At 63.8% G+C, this 20682-nt stretch carries 23 protein-coding genes and 1 pseudogene; 21 read left to right on the top strand and 3 right to left on the bottom strand.

Going from position 1 to position 20682, the window contains the following annotated elements:
• The coding region (locus tag QOJ24_RS24340; protein ID WP_526265907.1) for a methylmalonyl-CoA mutase family protein at positions 1-598 on the bottom strand (598 nt) is incomplete at its 3' end.
• A gap of 187 nt (positions 599-785) precedes the next feature.
• On the opposite strand from QOJ24_RS24340, the gene QOJ24_RS24335 reads away from it, so the two are divergent.
• From QOJ24_RS24335 to QOJ24_RS24315, 5 genes are all read left to right on the top strand, one after another.
• A complete protein-coding gene (locus QOJ24_RS24335; RefSeq protein ID WP_526265906.1) occupies positions 786-1625 on the top strand; it encodes an SDR family oxidoreductase in 840 nt (279 codons plus the stop codon).
• Positions 1622-3115, top strand: a complete 1494-nt coding sequence (locus tag QOJ24_RS24330; RefSeq protein WP_526265905.1) for a class I adenylate-forming enzyme family protein — start codon at positions 1622-1624, stop codon at positions 3113-3115. Before QOJ24_RS24335 ends, QOJ24_RS24330 begins: the two co-directional genes overlap by 4 nt.
• The gene (locus tag QOJ24_RS24325) at positions 3112-3414 is read left to right on the top strand and encodes a hypothetical protein (protein ID WP_526265904.1); all 303 of its coding nucleotides are present in this window, start codon (positions 3112-3114) and stop codon (positions 3412-3414) included. The genes QOJ24_RS24330 and QOJ24_RS24325 overlap by 4 nt, the downstream gene beginning before the upstream one ends.
• Before the next feature lie 84 nt (positions 3415-3498).
• On the top strand, positions 3499-4320 hold the full coding sequence (locus QOJ24_RS24320) for a putative hydro-lyase (protein WP_526265903.1): 822 nt from the start codon (positions 3499-3501) through the stop codon (positions 4318-4320).
• Positions 4317-5645: an MFS transporter gene (locus QOJ24_RS24315; protein ID WP_526265902.1), complete on the top strand. Its 1329-nt coding sequence runs from the start codon at positions 4317-4319 to the stop codon at positions 5643-5645. The genes QOJ24_RS24320 and QOJ24_RS24315 overlap by 4 nt, the downstream gene beginning before the upstream one ends.
• Here QOJ24_RS24315 and QOJ24_RS24310 read toward each other — a convergent pair.
• Positions 5626-6708: an NAD(P)H-dependent amine dehydrogenase family protein gene (locus tag QOJ24_RS24310; protein WP_526265901.1), complete on the bottom strand. Its 1083-nt coding sequence runs from the start codon at positions 6706-6708 to the stop codon at positions 5626-5628. The two genes, QOJ24_RS24315 and QOJ24_RS24310, sit on opposite strands and share 20 nt — an antisense overlap.
• A gap of 108 nt (positions 6709-6816) precedes the next feature.
• Between QOJ24_RS24310 and QOJ24_RS24305 the strand changes: the two genes are divergently transcribed.
• The 16 genes from QOJ24_RS24305 (at position 6817) to QOJ24_RS24230 (ending at position 20351) form a co-directional block, all read left to right on the top strand.
• A complete protein-coding gene (locus QOJ24_RS24305) occupies positions 6817-7425 on the top strand; it encodes a TetR family transcriptional regulator (RefSeq protein ID WP_526265900.1) in 609 nt (202 codons plus the stop codon).
• Between the two features lie 74 nt (positions 7426-7499).
• Positions 7500-8192 carry a hypothetical protein gene (locus tag QOJ24_RS24300; RefSeq protein ID WP_526265909.1) on the top strand — a complete coding sequence of 231 codons (693 nt, stop codon included), beginning with the start codon at positions 7500-7502 and terminating at the stop codon, positions 8190-8192.
• Between the two features lie 56 nt (positions 8193-8248).
• Positions 8249-8851, top strand: a complete 603-nt coding sequence (locus tag QOJ24_RS24295; protein WP_526265899.1) for a TetR/AcrR family transcriptional regulator — start codon at positions 8249-8251, stop codon at positions 8849-8851.
• A 163-nt stretch (positions 8852-9014) separates the two neighbouring features.
• Complete coding sequence (locus QOJ24_RS24290) at positions 9015-10547, top strand: nitric oxide reductase activation protein NorD (protein WP_526265898.1); 1533 nt, start codon at positions 9015-9017, stop codon at positions 10545-10547.
• Complete coding sequence (locus tag QOJ24_RS24285) at positions 10544-11344, top strand: AAA family ATPase (protein WP_526265897.1); 801 nt, start codon at positions 10544-10546, stop codon at positions 11342-11344. Before QOJ24_RS24290 ends, QOJ24_RS24285 begins: the two co-directional genes overlap by 4 nt.
• A 17-nt stretch (positions 11345-11361) precedes the next feature.
• Complete coding sequence (locus tag QOJ24_RS24280) at positions 11362-11490, top strand: hypothetical protein (protein ID WP_255419282.1); 129 nt, start codon at positions 11362-11364, stop codon at positions 11488-11490.
• Positions 11487-12215, top strand: a complete 729-nt coding sequence (locus tag QOJ24_RS24275) for a hypothetical protein (protein WP_526265896.1) — start codon at positions 11487-11489, stop codon at positions 12213-12215. Before QOJ24_RS24280 ends, QOJ24_RS24275 begins: the two co-directional genes overlap by 4 nt.
• Positions 12216-12236: 21 nt before the next feature.
• Positions 12237-12674 (top strand): hypothetical protein, encoded by a 438-nt coding sequence (locus QOJ24_RS24270; RefSeq protein WP_526265895.1) that lies wholly within the window; start codon positions 12237-12239, stop codon positions 12672-12674.
• Positions 12671-13891: a cytochrome P450 gene (locus tag QOJ24_RS24265; protein WP_526265894.1), complete on the top strand. Its 1221-nt coding sequence runs from the start codon at positions 12671-12673 to the stop codon at positions 13889-13891. The genes QOJ24_RS24270 and QOJ24_RS24265 overlap by 4 nt, the downstream gene beginning before the upstream one ends.
• Complete coding sequence (locus QOJ24_RS24260) at positions 13888-14937, top strand: NAD(P)H-dependent amine dehydrogenase family protein (RefSeq protein WP_526265893.1); 1050 nt, start codon at positions 13888-13890, stop codon at positions 14935-14937. The genes QOJ24_RS24265 and QOJ24_RS24260 overlap by 4 nt, the downstream gene beginning before the upstream one ends.
• Entirely contained in the window at positions 14934-15350 is a 417-nt protein-coding gene (locus QOJ24_RS24255) for a hypothetical protein (protein ID WP_526265892.1), read from the top strand. The genes QOJ24_RS24260 and QOJ24_RS24255 overlap by 4 nt, the downstream gene beginning before the upstream one ends.
• Positions 15351-15356: 6 nt before the next feature.
• On the top strand, positions 15357-16544 hold the full coding sequence (locus tag QOJ24_RS24250) for a cytochrome P450 (protein WP_526265908.1): 1188 nt from the start codon (positions 15357-15359) through the stop codon (positions 16542-16544).
• A complete protein-coding gene (locus QOJ24_RS24245; protein ID WP_526265891.1) occupies positions 16541-17767 on the top strand; it encodes a cytochrome P450 in 1227 nt (408 codons plus the stop codon). The genes QOJ24_RS24250 and QOJ24_RS24245 overlap by 4 nt, the downstream gene beginning before the upstream one ends.
• Positions 17767-18324 (top strand): hypothetical protein, encoded by a 558-nt coding sequence (locus tag QOJ24_RS24240; RefSeq protein ID WP_526265890.1) that lies wholly within the window; start codon positions 17767-17769, stop codon positions 18322-18324. The genes QOJ24_RS24245 and QOJ24_RS24240 overlap by 1 nt, the downstream gene beginning before the upstream one ends.
• 2 nt (positions 18325-18326) lie before the next feature.
• A complete protein-coding gene (locus tag QOJ24_RS24235) occupies positions 18327-19148 on the top strand; it encodes an SDR family NAD(P)-dependent oxidoreductase (protein ID WP_526265889.1) in 822 nt (273 codons plus the stop codon).
• Between the two features lie 57 nt (positions 19149-19205).
• On the top strand, positions 19206-20351 hold the full coding sequence (locus QOJ24_RS24230) for an aromatic ring-hydroxylating oxygenase subunit alpha (protein WP_526265888.1): 1146 nt from the start codon (positions 19206-19208) through the stop codon (positions 20349-20351).
• Here QOJ24_RS24230 and QOJ24_RS24225 read toward each other — a convergent pair.
• A pseudogene (locus QOJ24_RS24225) lies at positions 20332-20682 on the bottom strand (secreted hydrolase); the annotation flags it as partial. The gene QOJ24_RS24230 and the pseudogene QOJ24_RS24225 overlap by 20 nt on opposite strands.

Genomic DNA, 20682 nt, shown 5'->3' with positions numbered 1-20682 from the left:
TGAACCTCGGCACTTCTGCCGCGCAGAATTCGATGGTGTCGGCGATCAGTCGAAGCGACGGCTCCGGCGGCCAGATCCAGGTGCCGCGCGAGGCGTACTCCTTGAGGATGTCGTTCTGGATGGTGCCCGTCAGCTTCTCGCGCGGCACGCCCTTCTTCTCGGCGGCCGCGACGTAGAACGCCAGCAGGATCGCCGCCGTGCCGTTGATCGTGAAGCTGGTGCTGATCTTGTCCAGCGGGATGCCGTCGAACAGAACCTCGGCGTCGGCCAGGGTGTCGACCGCGACACCGACCCGGCCGACCTCCTCGCTCACCTCCGGGTCGTCGGAATCGAAACCGCATTGCGTCGGCAGGTCGAGCGCGACCGACAGGCCCGTTCCGCCCTGGTCGAGCAGGTACCGGTAGCGACGGTTGGACTCCTCGGCGGTTCCGAAGCCCGAATACTGGCGAAACGTCCACAGCTTGCCGCGGTATCCGCTCGCGAAGTTGCCGCGGGTGAACGGATACGCACCTGGCGAAGGCGGTTCACCGGCCCGGTCGCCGGGCCCGTAGACCGGCTGCAGCGGGATGCCGGAGGGGGTCTGAACTGGCTCGCTCATCAATGGATAACGTACTTGCAAAAAATGAGAATGCCAATACCGTCTGCCGGAAACGCGCACCGAAGAGGGTGTGCGCAGGAGCGCCTCAGCGGGTCAAAAACCCAGTATTCAGTGATTATGGCACTTGCGTAAAATGAGAATGGCAATACCGGTTTGTTAGGGTGAGTACTCGTCGACAGGAGGCGTGATGTCGGGTCAGTCCAACCAGTCGCTCGCCGACCGCACTCTCGTCGTCTCCGGCGCAAGCCGGGGCATCGGGCTGGCGATCGCACTCGCGGCCGCACGGCGCGGCGCAAACGTCGTGCTGCTGGCCAAGACGGCCGAACCGCATCCGAGGCTTCCGGGCACCGTGCACACCGCCGTCGCCGAGATCGAGGCCGCAGGCGGCAAGGGTGTGGCGGTGGTCGGTGACGTGCGCAACGAAGACGACGTGGCGCGCACCGTCGACACCGCGGTTGCGCACTTCGGCGGCGTCGACATCTGCGTGAACAACGCCAGCGCCATCGCAACCGACCCGACCGAGCAACTCGCGGCCAAGAAGTTCGACCTGATGATGGACATCAACATCAGGGGCACATTCCTGTTGACCAAGGCGTGTCTGCCACACCTGCGCGGATCCGCAAACGCACACGTGGTGACCCTGGCGCCGCCGATGAATATGAGCGCGCACTGGCTGGGCGCGCACCCGGCGTACACCCTGTCGAAGTACGGCATGACCCTGCTGTCGCTGGGTTGGGCATCGGAGTACGCCGATACGGGCATCGGATTCGCCTGCCTGTGGCCCGAGACGTATATCGCCACCGCAGCGGTAGCGAATTCGCCGAACTTCGAATCGATGCTGGACCGCTCACGGGATCCGCAGATCATGGGAGACGCCGCGGTCGAGATCTTCTCCCGGCCCGCGGCCGCGGTGAACGGCAAGTGCTACATCGATTCGGAGATCCTCGTCGAGTCAGGCGTCACCGACCTGTCCCGCTATGGCGGCGGCGACGACCCCATTCTTGATATCTTCGTCGACAAATCATGAGCGTCTCTTTGCTGCTCGAGATGGCCTCCTCGAGCGATCCAGACCGGACTGCCGTGGTCTCCGGCGATATCCGATTGACCACAGCGCAACTCAGCGCGCTTGCCGACGGCGGAGCCGGGGTTATCGCGGCGTCCGGGGCGCAGCACGTCGCCTATGTCGGCACCGGCGGGGCGATGCTGCCCCTGGTGCTGTTCTCCGCAGCGCGCGCCGCGGTCGCGGTGACACCGCTGAACTACCGGCTCAGTGGCGATGGGCTCCGCGAACTGATCGACCGGCTGCCCAGCCCTGTTGTCATCGCCGACGCTGAATACTCCGACGTGGTCGCGGGCGCGGGCAAGCTGGTGATCTCCTCGGCTAAGTTCGTTGAATCCGCGAGGGCCGCCGAGCCAGTTTCCGAATTCGCCGATCCCGACGACATCGCCGTGGTGCTGTTCACCTCCGGCACGACTTCGCGACCCAAGGCCGTCGAGCTGACACACAACAATCTGACGAGCTACGTGACCGGCACGGTGGAGTTCGGTTCGGCATCGCCCGATGATGCGGCGTTGATCTGTGTGCCGCCCTACCACATCGCGGGTGTCAGTGCGGCGCTGTCGAACCTCTATGCGGGCCGAAAGATGGTGTATCTCACCAAGTTCGACCCGGCCGAGTGGGTTCGGTTGGTGTCCGACGAGGGCATCACCACCGCAACCGTGGTGCCGACGATGCTCGACCGCATCGTCACGACGCTCGAACGCACACCGACGGATCTTCCGACGCTGCGGAATCTCGCCTACGGCGGATCGAAGGTCGCGCTTCCCCTTGTCCGCAAGGCGCTGGGACTGCTGCCCGGCGTGGGCTTTGTCAATGCTTACGGCCTCACCGAGACAAGTTCGTCGATCGCGGTGCTCACGCCCGACGATCACCGCGAGGCGTTCGGCGCGTCGGACGGTGCCGTCGCCCGGCGCCTCGGTTCGGTCGGCCAACCGGTACCCGGCGTAGAGGTGCAGATCCGGGCGGACGACGGAAGAGTGCTCGGCGCCGGAGAAACCGGCGAGTTGTTCGTCCGCGGCGAACAGGTGTCGGGGCGCTACGCCGAGATCGGTTCGGTGCTCGACACCGAGGGCTGGTTCCCCACCAAAGACGTTGCCATGCTCGACGAGAGCGGATACCTGTTCATCGGTGGCAGGTCTGATGACACCATCATCCGCGGCGGCGAGAACATCGCGCCCGCCGAGATCGAGGATGTCCTCGTCGAGCATCCCGATGTACACCTGTGCGCCGTCGTCGGGCCAGAGGACCCCGAATGGGGGCAGATCATCGTCGCCGTCGTGGTACCTGTCGAGGGCGCGAACCCCGATCCAGACGACTTGCGCGAGCATGTCCGAAACAGTCTGCGCGGATCCAGAACACCCGACCGGGTGGTCTTCCGTGAAGAGTTGCCCACCACCCCGACCGGCAAGGTGCTGCGGCGCGAGCTTGTCGCCGAATTCACAAGGAGCACAGCATGATCAAGAACGGCACTCGTCTAAAGAGCCAGGTGTGCGACACCCAGGTGATCGTGGTCAGATCCGCCGACAGCCTCGACGACCTGCGCGCGGGTGGCGCGCCGATGGTGCCGATCGACCAAGAGGTCTCCTCCGATCTCGCGCTGGACGAAGCGTTGTCCGACGGGAACTTGATGGGTAAGCGCTACGTCGACGAGAACGGGGCCGAGGTGCTCGTCACCAAGGCAGGCAAAGGCACACTGTCGGTTGGGACAACGGCGCTGACCGTCAAGGAAGCCAAGCCACTTCCCGCCAGCGACTGAGCTGACGCCGCCGAGGCGCTCGCGGCGGTTGAGTAGTTAGCCGTTTGACGTTATTTATCTCGGCCGATAGGGAACCCCCGCCGCATGGGCGGTCCCAGTCCGGTAACGCATGTCGCAGAGTCCGAGTCGGCCGGTGCGCGCGCCCGCATCCGCAGCGGCGAATACACCGGGCCGACCAGCGGGCTAGCACCGGGATATGCGCAGGCCAACCTTGTTATCCTGCCCGCCGACAGCGCACTCGACTTCGCACGCTTCTGCGTGCGGAACCTTAAGCCGTGTCCGGTGCTGGACGTCGCCGACACCGGCTCACCGACTCCCACCGCGCTTTCCCCCGACGCCGATCTGCGCACCGACCTACCGCGTTACCGGGTCTTCTCCGATGGCGCTTTTGTCGACGAGCCGACGGATGTCACTCGCTACTGGCGCGACGATCTGGTGAGCTTCCTGCTCGGCTGCTCCTTCACATTCGAATTCGCGCTCGCCACCGCCGGCCTCCCGCTGGCTCATCAACGCCAAGGCGTCAACGTCCCGATGTACGTCACGGATCGTCCTTGTGTCGGCGCCGGACCGTTCGAGGGTCCGCTGGTCGTGTCGATGAGGCCCTTCGCGCCAGAGGACGTCGCACGCGCGATCGCGATCTCCTCGCGCTTCCCTGCCATGCACGGCGGACCGGTACATGTCGGCGACCCCACCGCGCTCGGCATCACCGACCTCGACGCGCCCGACTACGGCGATGCCGTCACGGTCGCACCGGGTGAAGTGCCGGTCTTCTGGGCGTGCGGTGTGACGCCTCAGGCGGTTGTGATCGCGGCCAAACCGTCGCTTGCCATTTTCCACGCGCCGGGCCACATGTTCATCACCGATCGACCACACGCTGAATACGACTCTGTAGGAGGACAGCCATGACCGTCCATGACAAGCAGGTCTCTGCGCGGCATCCCGACGCATCGGCTGTGCGAAAAGCAGTGCGTGGCGCGGCGATCGGAAACACCGTCGAATGGTTCGACTTCGCGATCTACAGCGTCCTCGCCACCTACATCGCCGACAAATTCTTCCCGTCCGGTGACGACACCGTCGCGCTGCTGAACACATTTGCGATCTTCGCGGCGGCCTTCTTCATGCGACCGCTCGGCGGCTTGTTCTTCGGGCCGCTGGCCGATCGGATCGGCCGTCAGCGCGTGCTGGCGATCGTGATCCTGCTGATGTCGGGCTCGACATTCGCGATCGGTCTGGTGCCGAGCTATGACGCGATCGGTGTCGGCGCCCCCTTGCTTCTTCTGCTTCTGCGTTGCCTGCAAGGCTTCTCGGCAGGCGGTGAGTACGGCAGCGGTGCGTGCTACCTCGCGGAGTATGCCCCCGACAAACACCGCGGCTTCATCGTCTCGTTCCTGGTGTGGTCGGTCGTCGTCGGGTTCCTGCTCGGATCCATCACCGTCACCGTGCTGCAGGCGGTGCTTCCCGAGGCAGCGATGGCTTCCTACGGCTGGCGGATCCCGTTCCTGCTTGCGGGCCTGCTCGGCGCTGTCGGGCTGTACATCCGGCTGCGGTTGCGCGACACCCCGGAGTTCGAGGAGCTTCGCGACGACGGTGAGGTCTCCGAGTCGCCGCTGAAGGAGGCCATCATGACGTCATGGCGGCCCATCCTGCAGATCTTCGGGTTGGTGGTCATTCACAACGTCGGCTTCTACACGGTGTTCACCTTCCTGCCGAGCTACTTCACCAAGACGCTGGAATTCACCAAGTTGGATGCGTTCATCTCCATCGCGATCGCCAGCGTCGTCGCACTGATTCTCATCCCGCCGTTGGGCGCCCTGTCCGACAGGATCGGACGCAAGCCCCTACTCATTGCGGGCTCGGTCGGCTTCATCCTCTTCGCCTATCCGTTGTTCCTGCTGCTGAATTCGGGCTCGTTGGCCGCGGCCATCGCCGGGCACGCAGGATTGGCGGCCGTCGAGGCGGTGTTCGTCTCGGCGTCCCTGGCTGCAGGAGCGGAGCTGTTCGCCACCCGGGTGCGATCGGGCGCCTACTCGATCGGCTACAACATCTCTGTCGCCATCTTCGGAGGAACGGCGCCTTATGTCGCCACCTGGCTTACCGACCGCACCGGCAACGAGCTGGCGCCCGCGTACTACGTGATCGTCGCAGCGATCGTCTCGCTCGCGACGGTGTTGACGATGCGTGAGACGTCGGGACGTCCGTTGCGCAAGCTGGTCACGGAGCAGCCCACATAAGACCGCGGATGACCGCCGCCTGCGGGACGTCCTCCACAGCGATCAGCCCTGCCGGCGCGCTGCTGAGCCAGTCGATCACGTTGACCACCCGGGCCGCCGTGGACACGCATCCCGCTTCGGTGACGTCGAGTATCGGGTCGGATACATGTGTGTTGAGTTCGACCCGGGGCTCGCCTTCCACCACCACGCGGTGCACACCGGCCTTGCCGTCGGGCGGATACTCCCAGTCAGGAGCCGATGCCGCGGTCAGTCGGGTGATGTGTTCCATCGTGATCACCGGAACCCCGTCGCGTATCCCTTCGACCGCGAACCTGACAGCCGCCATCTGGCCGGGCTCAATGGTTGCCATCTTGCATTCGATCCGCTTGTCGGTATACCAGGGCTCTATGCGCTGACGGATCTCGTCGAGCTTCACGCCGAGCTGTTCTGCGAGGTTACGGACCGGACCGCCCCACATCGCGGTGAGAACGCCGGGCAGGAAAAGCATCGGTGGGTCGGCGTCGGCGGCCATCCCGAATCCCATTGAGACGCCCGTGAATTCGTAGTCGTCATAGTTGGCGTAGTCAAAGATCTCCTGGACGGTGACCGACGTAGCGCGAGTGACGAGGCTCAGCGCGCTGTGTACCTCGGTGTCACCGGAGTAGCCGGGGTCGATACCGTTGACGTACAACGACGCGTTGCCTGCCTGACAGGCCTTCTCCAGCGGTTCCCGCAGCCAGTCATCGGCCTGCCGGGGAGTGACCAACCACACCATCGACGTGGCCGCGACGTTGATGCCTGCGGCGAGAAACTTCGACATCTGTTCGAGAGCTTCCATGGGCCGTGTTTCGCCCTGCGCGGTGTAGACGACGCAATCCGGCTTCAGCGCGATGAGTGCGTCGATGTCGTCGGTCGCGACGATGCCCGTCGGCTCTTTGAGCCCGCACAGCTCGGATGCGTCTCGGCCGATCTTGTTCGGGCTGGCGGCATGCACCCCGACCAACTCGAGATCCGGCCGTCCGATGATCGCCTTGAGTGAATGTTGACCGACATTGCCGGTGGAGAATTGAACGACTCGGCGCATCATCATCCTCAGTGGTCGCAGATAGTGGCCATCATCTAAACGGACCGCACTGACTGAAGTCAACGGACTACGCCGCCTGCATTGTCCGCTTGGCGATATTGTGGGCGTATGGCCGTGGTAGACAAGCCCTCAGCACGCGAAGCGAAACGTCTTCAAACTCGCGAACGGCTGATGGGCGCTGCGATCGCCGAGTTCAAGCGATCCGGGCTCGCCGCGGCTGACGTCGGCGCCATCGTGGCAGCTGCTGGCGTCGCGCACGGAACCTTCTTCTTTCACTTCCCCACCAAGGAACACGTCCTGCTGGAGTTGGAGCGGCGCGAAGAGGAGCGCATCGCCAAGCAACTCGGTCGCTACGTCGCTTCCGAACGCGACCTCTCCTCGATATTCGAAGAGACGGTCCGCCTCATCGTGGGATTGGAGCGCCGGCTGGGTGCCGCACTGTTCAAAGACTTCTTGGCACTGCATTTCTCACAGACACGGCCGGCGGACGAAAGCACCGAACACCCCGTCATCGTCACCGTCGCCACCGAGATCGAACAGGCCCGGGAGCGCGGCCGGGTGGATGCCGACGTGACCGCGATGAACAGCGCGGTGTTCTTTCTCCTCGGCCTGTACGCACTGCTGACGACAACCCACAACTGGCCGGCTCAGAGCGCGATGCTCGACGACTATGTGGCCAGGACGCTGCGGAGCCTCGGCGCCAAACTAGCCGATTGACTACTTTGGGTGATTGACTATAGTCAGTCATTGTGAATCTGCCGACGTCGAGGCTCGGCCGCGGCGGTGGCCGCATGGAGACACCGACGGCCGTGCTCACCAGTGGTCTCGATGAACACATGGAGGCGTCGCGACTCGCGCAGCGACAGGCCGACAAGTGGCTCATCTCGGGCAGCCTGCTGATCGGCACCGCGGCGCTGGGCGTCTTCGGTCTTCCGCTCTTCCTTCGCGGCGTATGGCTGATGCGCAAAGCACAGCGAGAGGGTCTGACCGTCCGACCCATGTTGGTCACTCTGCTTGGCTACCTCGTCATCATCGACGCGGCCATCAACACCGTGGGCTGGGCGCTCGACCTTGTCGCCAACCACACCATCCTGGCCCGCATCCTGTTGAACGGCTGGGGCGCCATGTTCGACGCCGGATACTTCTGGCACTACAACGAGTTGTGGTTGGGCGGTGCCGCGGGTCCTGGCGAGAAGGCCATGGAAGTCGGGATGATCCTCACCGTCTTCACCATGCGGATCGCCGCGGCGATCGGTTTCTTGCAGATGAAGCGCTGGGGCCACCAATGGATGATCATCACCTGTTGGATGGGCGTGCTCATCTGGTGCCTTTACGTCTTCAACATGACCATGTACGCCGACGTGCGCTATGCCGGAGTCGTGCTGCCGGTCATCGGCTGGTGGCTGTACGACATCTTCTACATCACCCCGTTTCTCGCAATCCCGTACCTGCACTCGGTCAACCGCGAGATCTTCTCCGATTGATTTGGATGACTGTACTCATTGACTTTGGTCAGTAAACGGGTTAGAAAGTGCGTACCATGACGCCTCAGGTCAAGTACTCGTCGCGTGATGCCCGCCGGTTGCGGACACGGGAACGCATACTCGGCGCGGCGATCGTCGAGTTCAAGCGCGCGGGAATGTCCGGCGCCGACGTTCATGCGATCGTCGCCGCCGCAGGCGTGGCGCACGGGACCTTCTTCTTCCACTTCCCCAGCAAGGAGCATGTGCTGCTGGAGTTGGAGAGCCGCGAGGAAGCGCGAATGGCCGCGGAGTTCGGTCGGTTCCTCGACGAGCGGCACGACTTGGCGACCGCCCTGACCGAAGTCGTGCATCTGGTCGCGGGCCTTGAACGAACGCTCGGCCCGCTGCTCTTCAAAGAGCTACTTGCGCTGCATTTCTCACCGACACGACCAAACAAGGACGAGTGGGTCGACCATCCGATCATCGTGCTTTTGGTCCAGGAGATCGAGCGGGCCAGAGGCGATGGCGAAGTCCATCCGGAGGTGGATGCGTTCTACAGCGCAGCCTTCTTCCTTCTCGGCATCTACGGCGTGCTGACCACAATGAGCAACTTCGACACCCGCGAAACGATGCTGGCCAAGTTGGTGGCCACCGCCGTGCGCGGCCTGGAATTCCGATGACGGCATGCCGCATGCAACAACCCACTGGCAAGGAGGCCTGAAGTGGACTGGGTATGGGAGATCCTGCGCTACGTCGCCGCATGGGGCGGCACGGGTCTGATCATCTGGTTCTGGTACTGGATGTTCTCGAATATCGGCACCTTCTAGAGCGGCCAGGGAAAGCATGTCCGGACTCTCCGAAGAGCACGCGCTTGCTGTCGAGCGCAGTTGTGCCCTGACGGCGGTCGCCTTGAGTGGGCAGCGCCGCCAGGGCGTGCGCCTGATCAGCGGGGCCAGGCGCGGCTTCGGTCTGAGCTCGCGCCTCGACTTCATCCATGTCCCGTATCCCCTGCCGGCGCATGACTGGACTCGACGCACCCTGACATGTGGTGTAGCCCTGCAATGTTCACCGTCGAAGGATCGCCTCGTCGAATACCGATTGAACGAGCTGTCTGCGCGGGAGCTGAGTGCACTGACACTGGTCGAGGCGAATGTCGCGGTGGGCTGGATCGCGGAGAACTGGCCCGGGCTGCTGCCCGAGATTCGCCGGCTGCTGCCCGACCTCGGCGTGACGGCCTGCGACCTCGACGCCACAGAGATGCTCAACCGCGCAGTCGCAGTGGCGCGGACATCGCAACGGCTGATCGTCGACCCACTGCTCGGTACGCTGCCGAGGACATACACCGACCCGCAGAGCCTTGCCGATAAACTGCGCCGGACTTTCGGCAGGATGCCGTGGACCACTTCGCAGAGGCGACTGCCGCGGCCGTACTCGATCCCCGTCGGCGGCGACGGTGGCGTGCGCAACCCGAACCTGCCGCCGCCGAGCCGGCCGCAGGACAACGACCTAGACGTGACGCCCGAACACCGTCCCGGTATTCCGTATCCGGAGTGGAACTCGTGGACGAAGAGCTTCATGGCCGACCACGTCGCTGTTCTCGAACGCGCACATGCAGGCCATCAGCGCCATCCGGTGGGGGCATCCGCCGATCTACGGAGGTGGTTCTGCGAACACACCCACCGCGCCATGAAGAACCGCTTGGAAGACGGCTCCGATCTGGACGTCGAGCAGTACGTCAGCCACTACGTGGACCTGACGACCGGCGAGGCGATCGAACCGCGCATCTTTCGTGATCTGCTGCCCAGCAGCCGCGACGTCACCACCGCGTTGCTGCTCGACGGCAGTTCGTCGCTGGGAGTGCACGGCGGGAGGATCTTCAAACTCGAATTGGCTTGTGCCGACGCTCTTTCCCAAGCGATGACTCTTGCACACGAGCGCCACGGCATCTTCGTGTTCACCGGCAACACCCGGCACCGCGTCGAGTTGACGTGCCTCAAGGATTTCGAAGATCGCCGCTTTGTGCCCCCTGGCGGCCTCGGACTCGCGGCCGGCGGATACACCAGGCTCGGTGCGCCTCTCCGCCATCTGACGAGCCGGCTGCTCGACCGACCGTCGGAGAGGCGCCTACTCATCGTGATCGGTGACGGCCTGATCTCCGACGAGGGCTACGAGGGCCGCTACGCGTGGGCCGACGCCGCGCACGCGGTCGAGGAAGCCCGGGAAGCCGGGGTGAGCATGTACTACGTCGGCGTTGGACCGACGCGCGTCGACCCCCTACCCGAAGTGTTCGGACCTCGTCGCTCCCAGCGCATTCGGCGTATCGAGGAACTTCCCCGCGTGCTGGCCCATGTGCACAGAGAGTTGGTGGCTGCATGAGCGAAACCTATTACTCGAACGGCACCGAAGTTCAGTTGTTCGAGCAGGCCTTTCACCGGCAACTGCCAGTGATGCTCACCGGCCCGACCGGCTGCGGCAAGACACGTCTGGTCGAGCACATGGGCCTGCTGCTACGACGTCCGGTGGTGACCATCAGCTGCCACGACGATCTGACCAGCTCCGACCTCGTCGGGCGATTCATGGTGACCGGAGGCGACGTGGTGTGGACCGACGGACCCCTCACCAGAGCCGTCAAAGCCGGGGCGATCTGCTACCTGGACGAGGTCGTGGAAGCGCGCCATGATTCGTTGGCCATTCTGCATTCGCTGACCGATCACCGTCGCGCTCTCTACCTCGACCGTGCAGGCGAGGTCGTCGCCGCACCCGAGAGCTTCATGCTCGTGTGCAGCTACAACCCGGCCTACCGCAGTTCGTTGAAGGAGCTCAAGCCGTCGTTCCGTCAGCGCTTCGTCACGCTCTCGATGCGTTACCTACCGCCGGAGCGGGAGGCAGAGGTAATTGTCGCCGAGGCGGGCATCCCGGCGGCCACCGCCCAGCGCCTGGTTCAGTGCGCGGTCGCCATCAGGACCGCCGACGAAGCTTTCCACTTCGAGCCCCCGTCTACCCGCGTGCTGGTGACCGCAGCGCAGTTGATCGGCGCGGGGGCAACCGAGTTGGAGGCCGCGCAGGCCTGCATCCTCGCACCACTGTCGAGCGACGGTGCGATCTCCGAAGGTTTACGCGAAGTCGCTGTCGCCAGTCTGGCCGATGCCGACAGCTCGAGCCCATCACATTAGGAAGGAGCACGGCGACCATGGATCAGAAAGAGAAGAAGCGCAAGCGGGCTCTCATCGTCCTGCAGATCGTGATCTACGGCTACCTACTGACGATGTTCGGAATCCAGCTCTACATGTCCTTCGCCCGCGGATGGTGGGAGTTGTGAACGTCCCTCTGATCAACCGCCTTTCGGGCTCGAAGGCTCTGGCGCCGACCCAGGGAACGGTAGGGCTCGAAGAGCACGACGAAGAATCCCGGCTCGCTCAACGCCGAGCCGACAAGTGGATGATCGTCGGCGCCGGCCTGATGGGTATGTGGGCCCCGGGAATCTTCGGTCTGCCCATCTTCTTGCGCGGGGTATGGCTGCAGCGCCAAGCCGCCCGAGCCGGTCTGTCGATGCGGCCCATGATCGTCACGCTGATCGGATACCTCGTCCTGATCGACGGGATGCTCAACAGCCTGGGCTGGGCACTGGATCTCGTCGCCAACCACACCTTGATCAACCGCGTGCTGATGGTCGGCTGGGGCGCCATGTTCGATGCTGGCTACTTCTGGCACTACAACGAAGCCTGGGTCGGCGGCGCAGCCGCGCCGGGCGAGAAGTCAATGGTGTTCGGGATGATCCTGACGGTGTTCGCGATGCGGTGCGCCGCGGCGATCGGTTTCTTGCAGATGAAGCGCTGGGGCCAACAGTGGATGATCATCACCTGCTGGATGGGCGTACTCATCTGGTGCCTCTACGTCTTCAACATGACCATGTACGCCGACGTGCGATACGCCGGCGTGGTCTTCCCGGTCATCGGCTGGTGGCTGTACGACATCTTCTACATCACGCCGTTTTTAGCGATCCCGTATCTGCACACGGTCAACCGCGAGATCTTCACCGACTGAATTGATTCGAGGAGCACTGCTGTGAGTTCATCTACGTCGACACCTGGATCGGCCGAGGATCAGAAGGCCGACGACCTCCCTCCTGGCACCACGCCGTATTACGCCAACATGCACAAGTGGATCAAGAGGGCGGTCTTGGTGTGCCTGGTCGCCCTGGTCATCGAAGGCGCGTTCACGTTGCCGTTCATGGCGGTGTATTACGGCTACCCGACCCTGAGCCTGACCGAGATCTGCAGTGAGCTGCTGAAGGTCCGGTACTCCGACGACACTTTGGAATGCAAGGTTCCCTACCCCGCGCTGGGTCCCCCCGAGGGAGCGGAGGGCAAGGACACCGCCCAGGACGAATGGGGGATCCAGCCTGTTCCGAAGTACAACCGGATCGGCTTCCGCGAGCTCGTCAAGATCCACGACGAAAGGCAAGCCCGGCAAGCTTCGGCGGCGCAGCAGGCGACGCCGTGACGAAGTCGCTAGAGGAGCATGCGGGAAACTGGGATCTCCGCCACGAGGACTTCAACGACAACGACTTCCTCTACGACGTCTACTCCGTGATGCGGAACACAGGCTCGTTCGCCCACACCGACGATCCGTTTTTGTCCGCCACACCCGGCGGTGCCTGGGTGGCTGTGCGATATCAGGACTGCTACAAGATCCTGCAGGACTGGGAGCACTTCTCCAGTAATCCGACGCCGGAGGCGTCCGAACAGCTTGCGGGCGATCTGGTCATCACGCTTGACCCACCGCGGCAACAAAAGTTCCGCCAGGTGCTGAACCCCTACTTCTCACCGGCCCGTATGAAGGCACTGACGCCTCAAATCCGTCACGAGACAGATCGATTGATCGACGACTTCATCGAGCAAGGAACCGGCGATCTAGCCGAGGTGGCGTGGCGCCAGCCCGGCATCGTCTTCTTCAAGTACCTCCTCGGCATGCCGATCGAGGATGTTCCGTTGTGTATCGAGCTGACCGACGCGGGACTCAACGGTGACACCGATGAAGCGCGCGCCGCGGCCTGGGGTGGGCTGTATCAGCACATCCACGGGGCGGTTTCGGCGCGGATCGACTCGGTACCCCAAGACGACATGATCGACGTGCTTCTCGCTGCCGAGATCGACGGTGAGAAACTCGCCTTCACCGACGTCGTGTCCAACGCGATGCTTCTTGTCCAGGCCGGCCTCGAAACCACCGCAAGCGCAATGTCGTTCGCGTTCCACTATCTGGCAACCCACCCAGACGAGCGAGACCGGCTCATTCGCGAGCCCGACATCATGCCGCGCGCCATCGAGGAACTGATCCGCTTCGGCGGGTCCATCCACGGCATCCCGCGGACCGTGGCCAAGGAAGTCGAGCTGAACGGCCACACGTTCTGCCCCGGCGAATCGGTTTTGGTCAACTACGCCTCGGCCAATCGCGATCCCGTCGAATTTCCCGAACCGGATCGCTGCGTCCTCGACCGCCAGGCCAACAGGCACCTCGGCTTCGGCGCAGGCGTCCACCGCTGCCTCGGATCCAACTTGGCCCGCCTGGAATTCCGCATCGGCATCGAACAGGTCTTGACGAGGATGCCGGACTATCGGTTGGCGCCCGATGCCGTGGCGCACTTCCACGGAAACTCGGTAACCCGTGGATTCCGTTCGCTGCCAGTCGTCTTCGAACCATCTATACGGGCTGGCTCATGACCTATCGAATCATTCAGTGGATGACAGGCGATGTCGGGCAGGTCGGTGTACGGCACTTCGCCGACAGTCCCGTGTTCGACCTGGTCGGGGTGCTGGTGCACAGCAGTGACAAGGTCGGCAAAGATGCGGGCGAGATTGCAGGCATCGCACCGATCGGCGTCACCGCGACGGACGACATCGACGCCGTCATCGCGATGGACGCCGACTGCGTCTTCTTCACGCCGATCATCATGGACACCGAAACCGTCTGCCGGCTACTGCGTTCCGGGAAGAATGTCGTCACAACGAGCGGATTCTTCTATCCGACGGCGGACTTCGCCGCCGACGGCGAAAAGATACGTGCTGCATGTGAGGACGGCGGAGCCACCTTTCATGCCGGTGGCATCCACCCGGGTTACGCAGGCGACATCCTGCCGCTCACGCTCGCCCGGGTGATCAGCAGGATCGACCAGATCCGCGTCCACGAGGTCGTCAATGTCCTCACTGACGCACCGACGGACCACATCGACTGGATGGGTTTCGGCAAGGACAAGGACAAGTTCGTGTCCGAGCCAACGATTCTGGGTCTCGGCTTGCCGTTCTTCGCTCAGTCGATGTATATGATCGCCGACGGCCTCGGTGTGAGCATCGACGAGGTGACCGCCGCGGACGTGAGGGCCGCCGTGGCCACCGAGGACATCACGCACGAGTCGGGGGCGATACCCCGCGGAACGGTCGCCGCCCAGCACCACGAATGGACGGCGTGGGTCGACGGCAGGCCGCTCATCGTCTTCGAAGCGCTCTACACAACTACCAGTACCGACAAGCTCGACCCGGCATGGGATTTCGGCACGACGCGCTACCGCATATCAATCGAGGGAGATCCGCCGACCGAGCTCATCCTTAAAGGCGTCGAGCAACCGGACGGCACTATGACGCATCCCGGATACAACTGGACGGCGATGGGCGCCATCAATGCGATCCCCGATGTGTGCGATGCCGCGCCCGGCTGGCTGACACATCTCGACCTGGGCTTGATTCGACCTCGGGGACTCGTGCGCACATGACCGCGTCACCATCGCTGCATCACGTGGTCTTCGCGGTCGCGCTCGAACGTCATGACGCAGTGGCGCAGATGTTCACCGAACTCGGCTTCACCCTTACGCCGACCGAACTGACCGAACTGGGTCTGCGGATAAGCCTCGACTGGGGCCACGGAATAGAAGTCATCAGCCCCATCCCGGGATCGACTGCGCCGGTCTCCGCATCGGTCAGCGCGTTTCTGGACAGCAAGGGTGACGGCGTCTACACCGTCGTCGTCCAGGTGCCCGAAGCGTCAGCGGCGGAAGCCGTTACCGACCGTTACGGCGCCTCCATCCGGTTCCGGCAGAAGCTCGAGGGCGACGGCACTCATCTCGAGGAGATCGACCTGTCGGTTTTCGGGCTGCCACTGACGCTGCTCGACACGAATATTCCGTGACCGATGATGACTGACCCGCACCCCATTCCGCACATTCTGTATGAGGACCTGCCGATGGCGGCTGACCGGGGAGCCGGCTGGGCCAAGCTTCGCGGCCTTGGTCCTGTCCTGCAGGGCGATGGCTGGTACTACCTCACGAGCCGCGATGATGTGCTTGCCGCGCTGCGCGATCCGGAGGTCTTCTCGTCCACCCGGGCTTTCGATGGGATGGTCAGCGCGGTGCCGCTGGTTCCGCTGGCGTTCGATCCACCCGAGCACACCCGGTACCGCAGGATTCTGCACCCGTTCTTCAGCCTGCAGGCGCTCGGCGACGTTCTGCCCTCGCTGCAGACCCAAGCGTCGAAGATCATCGCGGAGATCGCCACGCGAGACGAGTGCGAGGTGATGGCTGACCTCGCCGCCCCATATCCGTCACAGGTCTTCCTCACGTTGTTCGGGCTGCCACTCGAGGACCGCGACAAGCTGATCGCATGGAAGGACGCCATCATCGATCTCGGCCTGGAACGCGATCCCGACAAGATCGATCTGATTCCGGCGGCGCAGCTGTTCGAATATCTCGCCGAAGCCGTTGACACACAACGGCGTCAACCTGGCGACGGCATCCTTTCGCAACTCCTGCACGGCGAGGAGACCCTCACCGACGCCGAGGCATTGGGGCTGTCCTTCGTGTTCGTCCTTGCTGGACTGGACACCGTCACCTCGGCAATCGGTGCGACGATGCTGGAGTTGGCCCGCCGCCCCGAACTGCGCGAAGACCTACGCCGACATCCCGACCGGATAGCTGTATTCGTCGAAGAAATGATTCGGCTGGACCCGGCGGCACCAGTGGTGGGGCGCGTCACCACACGTGAGGTGACGGTCTCGGGAGTCACCCTCCCCGAGGGGGCGGAGGTCCGATTGTGCCTCGGCGCGATCAACCGTGACGGCAGCGATGCGGTGTCCGGCGACGATCTGGTGATGGACGGCAAGCTGCACAAGCACTGGGGCTTCGGCGGAGGCCCACACCGTTGTCTGGGTTCGCACCTGGCGCGGATGGAGTTGAAGATCGTCGTCTTCGAATGGCTCAACCGGGTACCGCAATTCGAGCTCGCACCCGGATACAAACCCGAGATCACCTGGCCATCAGCCACATCCACATTGCCGTCGCTGCCGCTGCGGATCGGAAACCGTTCGGCCGCACCGGAGGGCTCATGACTGTGAACATCGCCAAGCCGAGCGTCTTCGACGCAGGACTCCCGACGCTGACCTATGCCGTCACGGACACTCCGCAGGAGATCTATCCGCAGTTCCGAGCCGCGCAGCAGGTTGCGCCGATCGCACTGGGACCCATCGGCCCGGAGGTGCTCTCCTACGAACTTGCCCGGACGGTCCTCCGCGACCCGCGATTCGTGGTCCCGGCCGGCATACATCTATCCGCGCACGGCATCACATCGGGTCCGCTATGGGACAGGGTGACGCGCAGCATCTTGAACATGGAGGGCGAGGAACACCGCCGGCTGCGCAGCCTGGTGTCGAGGGCCTTCACGCCGCGGGCTACGGCACGCATGCACGACACCATCCGCGCAGTCATCAACGAGCTCATCGATGCTGTCATCGACACGGGCCGCTGCGAATTCGTGGCCGACATCGCGCGCCCTTACCCGATACCGGTGATCTGCGCGCTGCTGGGCGCTCCTCGCGAGGACTGGCAACAGTTCTCCCGATGGGCCGAGGACATTTTCAAGATCGTCAGCTTCGACATCAACCTCGCCGACGAGGAGCCCGCCGTACTCAAGGCATGGGGCGAGTTCGACGACTACATCGATGGAATGGTCACCCAACGCCGACAGCACCTGACCGATGATCTGCTCTCGGAGCTCATCCGCATCGAAGACGGCGGCGAGCGGCTTGACGCCGCCGAATTGCGCATGTTGGCGTTCAGCATTCTGGTGGCCGGGACCGACACCACCCGAAGTCAGTTGGCCGCTTCGATGCAGGTGCTGTGCGATCACCCCGAGCAGTGGGCGCTGCTTAGCAACAAGCCCGACCTGGCGATGCGCGCGGTTGAGGAGACCATGCGTCACTCGCCGTCGATGTGCAGCACCGTGCGCAGCGCTATCGACGATGTCACGGTCGGCGAATACACCTTCCCAGCAGGCACATTCATCCTCGTCAACACTTATGCAGCCAATCGCGACGGCGCCATCTACGACGATCCGACGCGCTTCGACATCACCCGGGACGAACCACCGCCCATTCTGACCTTCGGCGGAGGAGTGCACTACTGCCTCGGCGCCAACCTGGCGCGGCTGGAGCTCGCCGAAGCGCTGAAGATCCTCGCCCGCCGATTTCCCAACCCCCGCCGCACGGCAGCGGTGCCGTGGAAGCCGCTGCTCGGCCTGAGCGGACCGACGAGTCTGACGATGGAGTTCGACTGATGGCCAACATATCCGAGGCTCCGCCTACTACGGCTGAACGCGAGGTCATTCCGTTCCGCGAGCGCAAGCAGGACATCGTCTTGTGGATGTTCTTTCTGGTCAACGTCATCTTCGTGACCTACCAGGCGGACATCGAGCAACTCGTCATCCGCGACCCAGACAACTTTACCTATCCGATCTGGCCGCCGGCATACATGATCGACTTTCTGCACTGGTATTTCGAGAGATACGACCCGCTGCTCTACGAACGACCCGTGTGGTACACCACGATTGTCGTCATCGACCAGGTCGTCTACGGCCCGTTCTACATCGCTGCGCTGTACGCGTTCTGGAAGGGCAAGGAGTGGATCCGAAACTGGTCGATCATCTGGGCGTCCGTGATGCTGGCGACGGTCACGGTCATTCTCGGTGAGGAGATCGCCGGGCCGTTCGCGAGCGATCACCTCCCGCTGGTGCTGGCAACGAACGCCGGTTGGGTGATCGTTCCCATATGGGTGCTGATTCGGATGTGGCGGGAGCACCCCTTCACCCGACCTGTCATCGCGAAAGAGGGCTAGCCGTGGCAACATTCGCGCAACGGTACGGTGCGTGGGCCGTCGTCGCAGGGGCATCGGAAGGGCTCGGCGAAGCGCTCGCCCGAGGGTGCGCGAGTCGGGGACTCAATGTCGTGCTCATCGCACGGCGCGTCGAGCTCGCGCAGCAGATCGCCGACGACATCGCCGCCACAACCGGTGTGCAGACACGCGCGCTACGCGCGGACCTCGCCGACCGCGGCGACCTCGACCGCATCCTCAACGAACTCGTCGACCTCGACATCGGCCTCCTGATCTACAACGCGGCGTTCTCCGTCGTCGGACCGTTCTGGAACTTCGACATCGACACGCATCTCAAGGAGATTGATGTGAATGTGCGTGGGCCGCTCGTGCTCGCACACGGCTTCGGCGAGCGGTTCCGTGCGCGAGGCCGCGGCGGGATCATTCTGATGTCGTCGATGGGCGCACTGCAAGGAATGGTGCGGGTCGCGAATTACTCCGCCACCAAGGCCTACAACCTCGTTCTGGCCGAGGGACTCTGGGCGGAGCTGCGTGATGACCGGGTCGACGTTCTCGTGAGTTGCGCGGGAGCGACGCGAACTCCCAACTACGTGGCGTCTGAACCGGAGGATGCCAATGTTCCGGTCCAGGAGCCCGAGCAGGTCGCCACTGAAACGCTGAACGCTTTGGGGAAGAAGCCGACTGTGTTCCCTGCACGCGTGCTGCGTTTCACGCACTTCGCTTTTCGCCATCTGATGGGACGGCGAACCGCGGTGCGGCTGATGGCCTATGCGAGCAACCGGACCTATAAGGAGCAGGGCAGTTACAGCACCGGGGACCGCGGCTGACCAGGCTCGATACCCGTGCCTTGTCCCCATCTTTATAAAGATAGTAAAATAGCGGTCATGGATCGCGAACTGCTCGTCGACCTGACCGGTCGCGCGCTCAAATTGGCGCGGGACAAGACCACCGACCTGGCCCCCGCCGAGTACACCGTGCGTGCAGACACTTACACATCAGCCGAGCGACACGCACGCGACGTGGAGATGGTGCGCACCAGCCCTCAGCTGGTCGGCTATGTCTCCGAACTGCCGAAGCCCGGCTCGTATTGCACGAAGACGGTGATGGGACGGTCGATCCTGTTGACCCGCACACCAAGCGGTTCGGTGAAGGCGTTCGAGAACGTGTGCCTGCACAGGCAGTCACAGATCACCGAAGGATGCGGTTCGGCGCGTCGACTCGTTTGTCCGTACCACGCATGGAACTACGACCTCGACGGCAATCTGGTCGGCGCTCCGGGTAAAGAGGGATTCCCCGAAAGTTCGACGGGCAGACAGAAGTTGGCCGAACTCCCAGCCGCTGAATGCGCCGGTTTCCTCTGGGTTGCGCTCGAGCCCGACACCACCCTCGACATCCCCGCCTTCCTGGGACCGCTCGCCGACGAGCTCGACGCGTGGGGCATCGGGCGTTGGTCGCCCCTTGGCGAGAAGGTGCTGGACAAGCCGATCAACTGGAAGCTCGCAATCGACACGTTCGCGGAGAACTACCATTTCGCGACCGTACACAAGACCACCTTCGCGACCATCGCGCGGAGCAACTGCACCGTCTTCGACTCGTTCGGCCGGCATCACCGACTGGTGTTCCCCCTCAACGGAATCCTCGACCTCGACGACGGCAACGTAGAGCAATGGGAGCCGTTGCAGAACATGGTCGTCATCTACGCCCTGTTCCCCAACATCGTGCTGTCGGCGACGATCGCCAACGGCGAGCTCTTCCGGGTTTACCCCAGCGACGTTGCCGGCCGGTCGATTACGGTCCACCAGAACTCGACGCCGCTGGACCTGTCGGATGAGTCGACGGCCGCCGGTGCGCAGGCCGTGTTCGAATACGCCCACGGCACCGTCCGCGACGAGGACTACGCACTGGTCGAGAAGCTACAGGTCAACCTCGCATCGGGCGTGCGGGAACACCTCGTGTTCGGCCGCAACGAGCCGGGTCTGCAACATCGGCATGAGACGTGGAGTAACGCCGTCAGCGCTGCTCCTCGATGAGGCGCGCCACCTCATCGCGCTCCCCCGGCTCGGCCGCCTCGAGCACGGCGGCCAGCTCCCAGTCCCGATACAGCGCCAGTGATCGCTCATAGAACGCGAAGCCGCTCACCGGTTCGCCGCGAAAGGTGCCCTGATACCGGTACGGGCCCTCCATGTATTCCAGCGGCAGGCCGTGTGCGGGGGCGGGCACCAGCGGCTCCCCCTTCAGGTCCAGGTCGAGCTTCTGCGACGTCAACCGGTGGCGGTCGGGCATGAACCGCACCTCGGCGGGCGGGGGCACCAACGTGCGGATCGACGCGGGCCAGCGCACGTAGCTGGTGACGGTGACCTC

It is taken from the genome of Mycobacterium sp., assembly GCF_032159775.1.
Taxonomy (GTDB): Bacteria; Actinomycetota; Actinomycetes; order Mycobacteriales; family Mycobacteriaceae; genus Mycobacterium.
The sequence above is the reverse complement of the archived record's forward strand: the minus strand, read 5'-3'. Positions and strand labels throughout refer to the sequence as shown.